General features: G+C 70.6%; 8 protein-coding genes. 4 read left to right on the top strand and 4 right to left on the bottom strand.

The window, feature by feature from the left end; all coding sequences use genetic code 11:
- Positions 1–122 precede the first annotated feature (122 nt).
- From ACYCO6_RS21860 to ACYCO6_RS21850, 3 genes are all read left to right on the top strand, one after another.
- Positions 123–2,051, top strand: a complete 1,929-nt coding sequence (locus ACYCO6_RS21860; RefSeq protein WP_459763234.1) for an autotransporter assembly complex protein TamA — start codon at positions 123–125, stop codon at positions 2,049–2,051.
- Positions 2,052–6,407 carry a translocation/assembly module TamB domain-containing protein gene (locus ACYCO6_RS21855; protein WP_459763232.1) on the top strand — a complete coding sequence of 1,452 codons (4,356 nt, stop codon included), beginning with the start codon at positions 2,052–2,054 and terminating at the stop codon, positions 6,405–6,407.
- Positions 6,408–6,538: 131 nt separating this feature from the next.
- Positions 6,539–6,856, top strand: a complete 318-nt coding sequence (locus tag ACYCO6_RS21850; RefSeq protein ID WP_459763229.1) for an HPr family phosphocarrier protein — start codon at positions 6,539–6,541, stop codon at positions 6,854–6,856.
- Between the two features lie 6 nt (positions 6,857–6,862).
- Here ACYCO6_RS21850 and ACYCO6_RS21845 read toward each other — a convergent pair whose 3' ends face one another.
- From ACYCO6_RS21845 to ACYCO6_RS21830, 4 genes are all read right to left on the bottom strand, one after another.
- Positions 6,863–7,498 carry an endonuclease III domain-containing protein gene (locus tag ACYCO6_RS21845; RefSeq protein ID WP_459763227.1) on the bottom strand — a complete coding sequence of 212 codons (636 nt, stop codon included), beginning with the start codon at positions 7,496–7,498 and terminating at the stop codon, positions 6,863–6,865.
- Positions 7,499–7,639: 141 nt separating this feature from the next.
- Positions 7,640–8,494 carry a GNAT family N-acetyltransferase gene (locus ACYCO6_RS21840; RefSeq protein ID WP_459763225.1) on the bottom strand — a complete coding sequence of 285 codons (855 nt, stop codon included), beginning with the start codon at positions 8,492–8,494 and terminating at the stop codon, positions 7,640–7,642.
- Positions 8,495–8,600: 106 nt separating this feature from the next.
- Complete coding sequence (locus tag ACYCO6_RS21835; protein WP_459763223.1) at positions 8,601–9,695, bottom strand: CobW family GTP-binding protein; 1,095 nt, start codon at positions 9,693–9,695, stop codon at positions 8,601–8,603.
- A 66-nt stretch (positions 9,696–9,761) separates the two neighbouring features.
- Positions 9,762–11,258 carry a D-alanyl-D-alanine carboxypeptidase family protein gene (locus ACYCO6_RS21830; RefSeq protein WP_459763221.1) on the bottom strand — a complete coding sequence of 499 codons (1,497 nt, stop codon included), beginning with the start codon at positions 11,256–11,258 and terminating at the stop codon, positions 9,762–9,764.
- Between the two features lie 257 nt (positions 11,259–11,515).
- On the opposite strand from ACYCO6_RS21830, the gene queE reads away from it, so the two are divergent.
- On the top strand, positions 11,516–12,148 hold the full coding sequence (gene queE, locus ACYCO6_RS21825; RefSeq protein WP_459773655.1) for a 7-carboxy-7-deazaguanine synthase: 633 nt from the start codon (positions 11,516–11,518) through the stop codon (positions 12,146–12,148).
- Positions 12,149–12,163 lie beyond the last annotated feature (15 nt).

The following is a 12,163-nucleotide window of genomic DNA, read 5'->3' as shown; positions in this document are numbered from 1 at the left end:
CCGGACGGGCGGCGCTGCTGTCCTTGATCAGGACTGAAGACTGCGGTTTGCGCGTCTTCGCTTCTTCTGGCCGGCCGTTCGTCATCGGTACGTGTCCCGCGCGGCCTCGGCGAGTGCTGGCTATGGCGGCGTGCCTGGCGGTTCTGGTGATCGCCGCTGTTCCGGCGCACGCCTTCGACCTGTTCGGCCTGTTCGGCAGCGAATCAGAGCCGCCGGCGCCGAGTCCGGCCGCCCTGCCTTACGTGCTGCGCATCACCGGCACCGACGATGCCGATGTGTTGCGCGCCCTGCAGGATGCCTCGACCCTCTACCGCCTGCGCCAGGAGCCGCCGCCGGACGGGGAGGGACTCCTGCGCCGGGCCGAGGCCGACCTGCTCAAGCTCGCGGATGTCCTGCCGGGCTACGGGTACTATCAGGCCACGACCGCGATCCGGATCGACGGCGCTCCCGTGACCGGATCGGCCGCTGCGGCGGTCGGAGCGGCGGAGGCCTGGCGCAACCGCGGTCTCGTTCCGGTTCGGATCGCCATCGATCTGGGGCCGCTCTATCGGCTGCGCCACATCGTCGTGCGTGATCCGGCGGGCAGCACCTTCCCCGATACGATTCTGCCGCCGCGCATCACCCGCGTGGACGACGAAGTGCCGGCCCGATCGGCGACGGTGCTGGCTCGCGAGGCGCAGATTGTCGACCATTTCCGGTCCCGGGGACATGCCTTCGCCAAGGCCACCGCCCGCGATCCGGTGGTGGACGATGCCGCCCACGTCATGGATGTGACCTTCACGGTCGATCCAGGCCCCGTCGCCACCATCGGGCCGATCGCGATCAGCGGCGCGCCGGGCATCGACCCGGCCACGATCCGCTCTTTCATCTATGCCGACATGGGGGAACCCTATTCGCTCCAAGCGGAAGCGGCCATACGGCGCTCCGTCGCCCGCATCGAAGGGATCGGGGCGGTACGGGTCCGCGAGGGGACAGCGCTCGACGCCGACGGCAACCTGCCGCTCTTCGTGGAGTTGAGCGAGCGCGAGCGCAACCTCATCGGCATCGCGGCGCGCTACTCGACGGTCGATGGGCCTGGGGTGCGCGCCTACTACGCAAACCGGAACCTGTTCGGCGGCGGCGAGACGTTCCGGCTCGATGCCGACATCTACTATCTCGGCCTAGGCAACGATCCGTTCGCGACCCAGCGCAAGATTGCCGGGATCGGTACCAACGGCCTCGGCGGTCGGCTCTCAGCGACCTACGTCCAGCCCGCGCTCTGGGGAACCCGCAACGACCTGCTGGCCAATGCCTTCATCACCCGCGAGGTGCAGCAGAGCTATCTGGTCGATGGTGGCGGTGCCTCGACGGCGATCCGGAACCGGTTCTCCGACACGTTCTCGGCTCAGATCGGCCTCGACGGCCAGATCGGCCGCTCGAAGGATGCCCTCGGCACCGTCAATTACCGGCTGATCGGCGTGCCAGCCTCGGTGACCTACGACTCCACCGACAGCCTTCTGGACCCGACGCGCGGCGTGCGCGCCATTGCTTCGCTGGCGGTCTATCCGGGCGCGATCTCGTCACCCGGCATCGTTGTCGCCAAGGCGCAGGGCTCCACCTACTACTCGCTCGACGAGGAATCCCGATATATCCTGGCCGGACGCATCGGCTTCGGCTCGGTCTCCGATTCGCCCCTCGGGGACATCCCGGACAATTTCCGATTCTTCGCGGGTGGCGGTGGCTCCGTGCGCGGCTATCCGTACCGGACGCTCGGGCCGATCGGCCCCTACAATCTGCCGATCGGCGGCCGCAGCCTCCTGGAAGCCTCTCTGGAGGCCCGCATCAAGGTCACCGACACGATCGGCGTGGTCCCGTTCTTCGACGCGGGCACCGCCTTCGCCTCCGCGCTGCCGGATTTCGACGAGAAGATCCGGAAATCCGTGGGCATCGGCCTGCGCTACTACACCGGCATCGGCCCGATCCGCGCGGATCTCGCCTTCCCGCTCGACCCCTACAAAGGCGGCCATGTCCGGCCGGCCGTCCTGTATCTCAGCCTGGGGCAGGCGTTCTGAATGGCATATCGGACCGGCCTCCAGCACCGTGCCGCTCGCTCGTCCCTGCGGGAAGGACGATGGAGCCTAGCGCTTGTCCTGATCAGTCTCGCAATCCTGGGGCCGAGCCTCGTCACGCTGTCGTACGCCGACGCGGGCGACAAATCCGTGCTGGGCAGCCTGCTGTCCCGCGCCCTCTCGACGCCGTCCTCGCGGGTATCGATCGGCGCAGTCGACGGGGCGCTCTCGTCGGACGCCACGATCCGCGATGTCGCTGTAAGCGACCGCGACGGCATCTGGCTGAAGCTCGACCGAGCCCGGATCGTCTGGCGGCGGCTCGCCCTACTGTCGGGGCGTCTGGAGGTGGACAGCCTCGAGCTTGGACGCCTCGAGATGCTTCGCCGGCCGATCCCCGGCCCGACGCCGCCGGAGGCTAAGCCCAATGGGAAGCTGCTGCCGGATCTCCCCGTCAAGGTTGAGATCAGGGGCTTCAAGCTGGCGGAACTCGTGCTCGGCGAGCCAGTCGCCGGCCAGCCAGCCCGGCTCTCGGCGGAGGGGCGCGCCCGCCTCGGCGCGGCGAGCGAGGGGCTCGATCTCCAGGCCCGAGCCCAGCGCCTCGACGCCGCGGGACGCTTCCTGCTGACGTTGCTCTATGTGCCGGACGGCGACCGCCTGGACCTGAAGGCGAACCTGGTCGAACCGTCGGGCGGCCTGCTCTCGAAGGCCGCCAACATCCCGGGCACCCCGCCCATCGATTTCGACCTCGTCGGGACCGGGACGCTCGACGCATGGTCCGCCAAGCTCGACTTCACGGCCGGGCCCGATATCGGCGCGAAAGGCGGCGCGAAGATCTCCCGCATCGGTGCCGAACGTCGCCTCGCCCTCGATCTCGCGGCGCGGATCGAGGGCCTCGTGCCGGGTCCGGCCGCGTCCGTGTTTGCGGGCACGACCAAGCTCGAAGGCGGCCTCGCCTTCGCAGATAGCGGCGCGTTCCGGATTGACCGGCTTGATCTCACCTCCCATACCGCCCGCCTCTCGGCCGGGGGAAGCCTGACTCAGGACCGGGCCGCCGACCTGACCCTCCAGGCCCGTGCCCTTCCCACGGAGGGGGACGTGACCCGGACCGGCGACGCAGAGATCGCTAAGCTGGTGTTCGACGGCAGCCTCAAGGGACCGCTCGGGGCGCCGAGCGTCCGCGGCAACCTTGACGCGGCCGGACTGCGCAGTCGCGACTCCGCCCTCGATCGGATCGAGGCGCATCTCGCCATAGCACCGCAGGGCGAGGCTTCGGCGCAGCGGTTCGCGATCAGTGCGGATGGCAATGTAGAGGGCCTGCGATTGGCCGACCCGGCCCTGCGCCGCGCGATCGGCAGCCGGGCGCAGCTGACCCTGCGCGCGGCATCCGGGCCGGACGGCGTGGTCGAGGTGGCGACGCTGCGGCTCGACTCCGACACGGCCCGGGCGGGCTATGCGGGCCGGATCGGCCAGAACACCCTGACCGGGACGGTGGATGCGGCCCTGCCGGACCTCTCCGTGTTCTCCGGGATCGCGGGGCGCCGTCTGGCGGGCAGCTTGGAGGCAAAGGCGCGGCTCAGCGGCGATCCCGCCCGCAAGGCGCTCGCCGCGGACCTGACCGTGACCACGGCCGGCCTCGCCACAGGGATCGCGACCGCCGACCGCAGCCTGGGCCGCGCGCCGACCCTGCAGGGGCGCGTCTCGCAATCCTATGACGGCTACGGCTTCGATCACCTCCGGCTTGAGGGCACAGGCCTCACCGCGACCCTGCAGGGCACGGCGACTGCGACGGGCTCCGATGTCGTCGGCCGCATGGATCTGAAAAGCCTTGCGGATCTCGATGGACGCTTGACGGGGCGGGCCGGAATCGAGGCGCGGCTCACCGGATCCCTGGAGCATCCCGACATCACAGCGACCATGACAGTGCCGGCAGCCACCGCGGACGGGAAACCGATCCGTAATTTGCGCGCCGAGGCCGTGCTGCGCGACGCAGTGCTCGCCCCGGACGGCGCACTGCACCTCTCCGGCGACGTGGCCGGCAAGGTGCTGTCCGGAGACGCCCATGTGGCGCGCGTCGGAACCGACTGGGCGCTCGACAGGCTGATGCTCTATCTCGGCTCGGTAAGCGTCGAGGGGAGCGCCGCCGTTGCGACTGAGACTGGGCTTTCGGCCGGTTCGCTCACGGTGCGGGCCGGAAATCTGGAGGATATTTCACCCCTTGCCCCGGAGCCGATGGCGGGACGCCTCGACGCCGCGGTGACCCTCGTCCGCGACGGCGGGCGCCAGGATGCGGCGATCCGGGCGACCGGGGCCGGCCTGCGCTACGGCGCCTATACCCTGTCCCGGTTCGACGCCGACATGAAGGGCCGCGACCTGCGCGCCCATCCGCTCCTCGACGGCCACTTGGAGGCTGACCGGCTGCTCGCCGCGGGCCAGCAGATCGACATGGCTCGGCTGATCGCCAGCGGCAGCCCGGCGGCCAGCGACGTGACGCTCATCGCCAGGGCGCGCGGCTTCAGCCTCGACGGGGCCGCCCGGATCGTTCCGGCCGACGACACCCGAATCGAGGTCCAGCACCTCTCGGCCGCCCGGGGGAGCGATCACTTCGCGCTGACGGGACCGGCGAGCATCACCCTGCGGGACGGTAGCGCGGTGATTGAGGGCCTCTCCGTCGGGGCGGGTTCCGGCCGCCTCACGGTCTCGGGCCGGGCCGGGCGTGACCTCGACCTGCGGCTGGCGATCCATGCGCTGCCCCTGTCGATCGCCCGGATCGCCGCACCGGGTCTCGCCCTGTCGGGGACACTCGACGGCGAGGCGGACCTCCATGGGCCGGTGAACCGGCCGGAGGGACATTACGCGCTCACCGTGGCGAAGCTCGTGGCGCCGCAGACCCGCCAAGCGGGCCTGCCGGCGGTGGATGCGAGCGCCAAGGGCACCCTGTCGGACGGCCAGGCGAGTCTCGACGGCCGGGTGACGGCCGGACGCGGCGTCGCTCTGATGGTGACCGGCATGCTGCCGGTCGAGGCCGGCGGTCCGCTGGATATCCGCGCCCGCGGAACCCTGGACGCGTCGCTCGCCAATTCCTTGCTGAGCGTCGGCGGCCAGAGCGTCGCCGGAAGGGTCGTCCTCGATGGCGGCGTCACCGGCACGCTCGCGGCACCGCGGGCACACGGCTCGGCAGTGTTGACGGGCGGCAGCTTCACCGACCCACTCAACGGCATCCGCCTAACCGGGATCGAGGGACGCGTGACCGGGCGGGGCGACAGCCTCGTGGTCGAGCGCCTGACGGCGGCTACCCGCAACGGCGGGCATGTCGCAGTCACCGGACGCGTCGCCCTGGAACCGGATTTCCCGGGCGCTTTCCGCGTGACTGCCGACAAGGCCGAGCTTGTGTCGAGCCCGCTGATGACGGCCGTATCGAGCGTCGACCTGACGCTGGCCGGCCCGCTGGTGCGGACGCCGCGGATCGCCGGCCGGGTCGATATCGTGTCGATTGACGTGGCGGTCCCGGACCGGCTGCCCGCCACCGTCCGGCCGCTGCCGGGGGTGCGCCATGTCAACACGCCCCCCGACGTGCGGGCGCGGCTGGCGCAGCGGGCGGTCCGGAAAGCCGCGGCGGCACCCGGGCGTCGGCCGAAGAAACGCGCCGTGCCGTTCGACGCCACCCTCGACGTGGCAATCGATGCCCCGAGCCGCATCTTCGTGCGCGGTCGCGGCATCGATGCGGAACTCGGAGGCTCCCTCCGGGTCACCGGGACCTCGTCGGCGCCCAACGCCGTCGGGGCCTTCGCGATGCGGCGAGGTCGCCTCGAACTCGTCGGGCAACGCCTCGATTTCAGCCGCGGACGGCTGACCTTCGCGGGCAGCCTGACCACCCCGGAACTCGACTTCGCGGCCGAGACCAAGGCCGCGGACGTCACCGCCCGGGTCGCCGTGACCGGGCCAGCGGACGCGCCGAAATTCGCCCTGACCTCGGACCCGGTACTTCCGCAAGACGAGATCCTTTCGCGCCTGCTGTTCAAGAAGGCCGCAGGCGGATTGTCGCCCTTCCAGGCGCTTCAGCTCGCCCAGGCGGTGGCGCAATTCTCGGGAGGCGCCGCCGGGCCGGACATGTTCGAGCAGGCGCGCAAGGGCCTTGGACTCGACAGCTTGGACGTCTCCACCGGGGCCAGTGGCGGGCCGGCGCTGGGCGCCTCGCGCTACATCTCCGATCGGGTCAGCGTCGGCGTGAAGGCCGGCGCCAAGCCCGCCGACACCGCAGTGGGCGTCGATTTCGACGTGACCCGGCGGATCAAGCTGAAGGGCGAGGCCGGCAGCGACGGCCGCACCAGCCTCGGCGTCGGCGCCGAATACGAGTGGTAGCCGGCGCCATAACCGTGAGCCCCCGTCCGGACCGACCTGTGAATTTGCGGGATCGACACGCCCGACCAATGGTTTAGGTTCGGTGTAAGCGGTTTTAACAGCTGCGGACCGGGCTGGAAGCACCACGGGCAATGGACGACCTTTTCGAGACGGACGACGATCTCCCCGTGCCGGAGGGCGGCTTTCTCCGCATGCTGCCGATCATCAACAGACGAGGTCTCCACGCCCGCGCCTCCGCGAAGTTCGTGCAGACGGTCGAGCGCTACGACGCCGCAGTCACCGTGACCCGGGCGGGAGAGACGGTCGGCGGACGCTCGATCATGGGCCTGCTGACTCTTGGGGCCGCCATGGGCACCCGCATCGCCGTCACGGCGGTGGGCCCAGATGCCGAGGAGTGCCTCGACGGGATCGAGACGCTTCTGGCCAATCGTTTCGGCGAGGACGAGTAGCGCCTCTCAGAGCGCCTTCCCCGGCCACGTACAGAGATCCGAGACGCAGCATCGCGGGCAGGCAGGCTTGCGGGCCATGCACGTATCGCGGCCGTGCCGAAACAGCCAGATATGGGCGCCATCCTTGAAGCGCTCCGGCACGGCTGCCGCGAGCCCGTCGGCCACCGCGTCGACGGTGGCACCCGGCGCCAGGGGGATCCGGTTCGAGACCCGGAACACATGGGTGTCGACGGCGACCACAGGCTCGTGGAACGCGAAATTCGCTGTCACCTCGGCGCTCTTGCGACCAATGCCCGGAAGGCGGCGCAGTTCGATCGCGCTGCGCGGGACCGCACCGTCGAACTCGGCCATCAGAGCCGCCGACAGCTTGACGATGTTGCGCGCCTTGGATGGACCGAGCCCGACGGGCCGGATGATCGCGGCGATCCGGGCCACGCCCAGATCGACCATCCCGGCGGGATCCCGAGCCTGGGCGAACAGCGCCTCGGCGATGCGGGACACGGTCGGGCCGGTCGATTGCGCCGAGAGCAGCACGGTCACGAGCAACCGGAACGGATCGGTGCGGTCGAAGCCGGCCTTCGGATCCGGATCCGCTTCGGCCAGCCGTGCCAGGACCGCCTCGACGCGATCCGCGTTTGCCAAATCGAGCGGCTCGCCTCCCTCGCGGCCGGTGTGCGGCGCGGGTCGAAGTCCATGGGCTGTGTCGCGCGGCATGGGCGCAAGCTAGGGCACGGGCGTGTCTCCAGACAGGCGCCATCTGCGCGGCGGATCGACCGATCCAGCTCAGGCCCGAACCCGCCGCCAGGGGACCGAGGCGGAGCCGGCGCCGAGGTGAAGGGTGCCGGCGACGATCTCGCCGGCCCGGCGCAGGAACTCGACCCGCAGCGCACCCCTCCGGGCGAACAGGCGGCTCACCACCCTAACCAGAGACGCCTCGGCCGGATCGGCGATGATCGGCCTCCGGGCCGTGCGGGCATCGAGGGTCAAAAAGGTCTCCACCGCGTCGCGAACGGCCTCGGGCTCGGTCACAGCCAGAACCTCCGAAGCGGGCGGCTCCCATCCCTCGGGACGGATTCCGAAGACATTCTCGGGCGGGACCGGCCGTGGTCGCACGGAACGAGTCGACGCCAGGGACAGTCGGAACGGTTCCGGACGATGCACGGACTCGATCGAGCCGGCGAAGCGGATCGGGCGGCGCAACGCACCGAGCCGCGCCCGCAGGGCCCGATCCACCGCCTCCGCGACGGCACTGTCGACGAGGGCCGCCGCCTCGGACTCGGCGGGTTGCCAAGGGCGGGCCCGGCCGCCCCAGACCGGGTGCGGCATTGCCAGCGGCACCACGCCGCGCAGGGCTTCGCGGCCGGTCTCCGACTCGCGGCTCCAGGCGAGGGCGACGGCGACTCGGCGGCCGGCCGGCCGATGCTGGGCCAGTGGCAGGAGATGATCCGGATCGCGCAGGGGATCGATGACGGCGTTGCGCACCAGCATGGCCCGCCACGCCGAGACCGCCGCAGCGTCCACGGCAGCAGGCCTGCGGAGATCGACCCGCCAGGAGGCAGGCCGGGCTGCGGACGCTTCCATCGCGGGCGCCGGCAATTCGGACAGACCGCCCTGTATCACGGTGAAGCGTCGCGCCATCGGGTGTTCAGCCTCTCGACGATCCGTCCTATTTCGGGACGATCCGGCGTCTAGCGAACGCCGCTCGCGTCGAGAGCTTCAAGGACGATGCCGCCCAGCCGAACCGTCAGGCACCCGGGATGGCGAGGGGGTTGTCGGTGAGAGCGGCGGCATCCGGGGCATCGACGCGCGGTCGGCCCAGGAAGGCGTCCCAGAGCTGGCGCACGAAGGCCGGATCGAGATCGCGCAGGATCAGCACCAACCGGGAGGTGTGGTCGGGATCCGGCCAGGCGGGCAGGGTCAGGGGCGCGTGGAACACGTGCTGGACGCCGTGCACCACCACGGGATGATCAGGATCGTCGGCGAGCGCCACGATGCCCTTGAGCCGCAGCAACTTCGGTCCGTGACCGGAGCGCAGCAGGTCCATGAACATCTCGAAGGCGGCACGGGGCACCGGGGCCGCGCTGGTCAGGCAGATCGCCCGGATCGACGCGTCGTGCCGGTTCACGTCGTGCGTGTGGTCATGGGCGCCAAGCAGAGCCTCGTCGCCGAGCCACGCGCGCACGTCCGCACCCTTGCCCTCAAGGCCGAACAGGCCGCCGAGCAGCGCGTCGGCCGGAGCGTCCGGCGCTACGATGGACGCGGCCGGGTTGAGGGCCGCGAGTCGCGCCCGGATCCCGGACGTGTCGCCGGCAAGGTCGGTTTTGGTGAGCACGATCCGGTCGGCGACCGCGGCCTGGCGCAGGGCCTCCGGATGAGCGTCGAGGGTGTCGGCGCCCGTCACCGCGTCGACCACCGTCACCACCGCCTGGAGACGGTACCGGAGCACGAGATAAGGGTGGTAGATCAGCGCGTGCAGGATGGGCGCCGGATCGGCGAGGCCCGTAGTCTCGATCACCACCCGCCGGAACGGCCGGATCCGGCCGTTGTCGCGCTTGCGCAGGAGGTCTTCGAGCGTGGCGATCAGGTCGCCCCGCACCGTGCAGCACAGGCAGCCGGCGCCGAGCAGGATCATGTCCTCATCGACGGTCTCGATGAGCAGGTGGTCGAGGCCGATCTCGCCGAACTCGTTGACGATCACCACCGTATCGGCGAGCGCGGGATCGCGCAGCAGCCGGTTCAGGAGCGTGGTCTTGCCGACACCCAGGAAGCCGGTGAGCACGGTGAGCGGGATCGGCTCCGGGCGGCGGGGATCCGGAGCGGGGACGGCGGTCTGTGACATTGTCGCCGAAGTGGGGTCTGCCGGCGCCCGCGGCAACGCGCCGGGACGCCGGACGATAAGCCGCCTCTATTCGTCGGCCGCAGCCTTCTTGGCAGCCGCCTTCTTGGGTGCGGCCTTGGTCGCCGCCTTGGCCGGAACCGGCTTGTGCGCGGCTGCCTTCGGTGCCGGCTTCGACAGCCCCTTGCCGGGCTTGGCTTCCGGCATCGCTTGCGTCTCGACGGCGGTGTAGGCGCTCGCGCTTCGGGGGAGGGGATGGGCTGCCTTGGCAGCGACCTTCGGAGTCGGCTTGGCCGCGGCCTTGGCAGCCTGGGCGCGTTCCGCGCGGGCCTCGCGGGCCTGCTTGGCCGCCTCAAGCGCCGCCGCGCGCCTGGCCTTGGCGGCTTCCAGCTTGGCGGTGCGGGCATTGGCGGCCGCGGCCTTCTGCTCGGCTTCCTGGGCATCGAGAATCTGCTGGCCCTCCGCCGGATTGCGGCCGATCCACACGGCGACCGGCTGAAGTGGCGCCCGCGGCGGCAGGGTCCGGGCGCGCAGGGCCGGGTTCGAGAAGGCGGCAAGCGCGAGCGCCGGGTTATTGGCCGCAGCCCCGCCAACGAGCTGCGCCGCCGAGCCGGGGGCGCTCAATGCCCCGGGCCCGTCCTCGATGGCCGGGGGTTTCTTGCCGCCGCAGACGAAGGGGCGCATGTCCGGGGGCGCGGGGAGCGCGGAGGCCGGCAGCGCGTCGAGGGTCGGGCTCGTCCAGCCGGCGCTCTGGCCGAACGCGTAGTCGAACAGGTCGGCGGCCTTCACGTCGCGCTCGCGCGGACTCGGCTGGCCCATCACGATGGTGACGATCCGCCGGCCATTGCGGGTGGCGGTCGCCACCACGTTGAAGCCGCCCGAGCAGATGAAGCCGGTCTTCATCCCGTCCGTGCCGGGATAGCGTCCGAGCAGGCCGTTATGGTTCGGCATCACGGCGCGGCCGAACTGGATTGCCGAAATCGAGAACAGATCGTGAGAATCCGGGAAGTCGCGGATCAGCGCTCGGGCGAGCACCGCCATGTCGCGGGCCGAAGTCCACTGCCGCGGATCGGGCAGGCCGTTGGGATTGTACCAGTGGCTGTCGCGCATGCCGATCCGCTGCGCGGTCTCGTTCATCATGGCGGCGAAGTTGTCGATCGAGCCACCGAGATTCTCGCCGATCGCGTAGGCGATGTCGTTCGCCGACTTGACCATGATGATCTTGAGGGCGTTGTCGAGGGTGAGCTGCGTCCCCGGCTTGAAGCCCATCTTCGAGGGCGGCTCCGCGGCGGCGGCCGCCGAAATGGTGATCATCGAGTCGAGCGAGACCTTGCCCTGCCGCACGAGGTCGAGGGCGACGTAGGTGGTCATCAGCTTGGTGATCGAGGCCGGGTACCAGGGATCCGTAGGCGCCTGCGCGTAAATCACCTTACCCGAATCCACGTCCGCCACGAGGATCGGCACCGTGACGGCTTCGGCGGCGCGGATCCCGGCAAGGCTCGTTCCGACCACACCCGTGAGCGCCACGAGCCCGACGGTGAGGCGCCGGAAGAGAGAAGAGGACATTCGAGCCCGACTCGTCAGAGGATCGCCAGGATCGACGCCGTGAGGCGCCGGACGTCCGGCCGGCCGGCCGGACACGTGAACAACCCGGACGGCCGCGTTCGGTCGCCGCGCTGCATCACGGCATGAACGAGTCCACCGTGGCAAGAGCAAGGCGAGACCGCACGGCGGGTCTGCGCGGCGTGGTTGTCGGTGGTCCACAAGCCGCACACCGCTTATGTGCAGGCTTGGCGTCGCGCGAGACGGTGACTGGGACGGCAGTGACTTACGCGGTCAAGGAGATCTTCCACACCCTGCAGGGCGAGGGTGCCCAGGCGGGGCGCGCGGCGGTGTTCTGCCGTTTCGCCGGATGCAACCTCTGGTCAGGTCGCGAGGCGGATCGCGCGGCGGCGGCCTGCCGCTTCTGCGACACGGATTTCGTGGGCCTGGATGGAGAGGGCGGCGGCCGCTTCGCCGATTCAGCCGCGCTGGCCGAGGCGATCGCGCGAACCTGGGCCGGCGGACCGGAGAACCGCTACGTGGTCTTCACGGGGGGCGAGCCGCTCCTCCAACTCGACGGTGCCCTGATCGAGGCCGTCCACGGGCACGGGTTCGAGATCGCGATTGAGACCAACGGGACATTGCCAGCGCCCCCCGGCATCGACTGGATCTGCGTGAGCCCCAAAGGCGGCAACGCCCTCGCGCAGACAACCGGGCACGAGTTGAAGCTCGTCTATCCGCAGGAGGACGCCGATCCCGCGGATTTCGTCCACCTCGCCTTCCGCCACCGCTTCCTCCAGCCCATGGACGGGCCGGACCGGATCGCCAGCATCGAGGCGGCGATCGCGTATTGCCGCCGGGATGCCCGCTGGCGCCTGTCGCTGCAGACCCACAAGATCATCGGCATCCCCTGAGACGGCCTGTGCAAG

It is taken from the genome of Methylobacterium sp. CM6257 (assembly GCF_054611515.1).
This window is presented reverse-complemented; position numbering and strand designations above follow the sequence as displayed.

Excerpts from the sequence above, each read along its gene's own strand:
- ACYCO6_RS21835 (WP_459763223.1), bottom strand. The coding sequence starts at position 9,695 with ATGTCACAGACCGCCGTCCCCGCTCCGGATCCCCGCCGCCCGGAGCCG.
- ACYCO6_RS21840 (WP_459763225.1), bottom strand. The coding sequence starts at position 8,494 with ATGGCGCGACGCTTCACCGTGATACAGGGCGGTCTGTCCGAATTGCCG.
- ACYCO6_RS21860 (WP_459763234.1), top strand. The coding sequence starts at position 123 with ATGGCGGCGTGCCTGGCGGTTCTGGTGATCGCCGCTGTTCCGGCGCAC.
- ACYCO6_RS21850 (WP_459763229.1), top strand. The coding sequence starts at position 6,539 with ATGGACGACCTTTTCGAGACGGACGACGATCTCCCCGTGCCGGAGGGC.
- ACYCO6_RS21830 (WP_459763221.1), bottom strand. The coding sequence starts at position 11,258 with ATGTCCTCTTCTCTCTTCCGGCGCCTCACCGTCGGGCTCGTGGCGCTC.
- ACYCO6_RS21855 (WP_459763232.1), top strand. The coding sequence starts at position 2,052 with ATGGCATATCGGACCGGCCTCCAGCACCGTGCCGCTCGCTCGTCCCTG.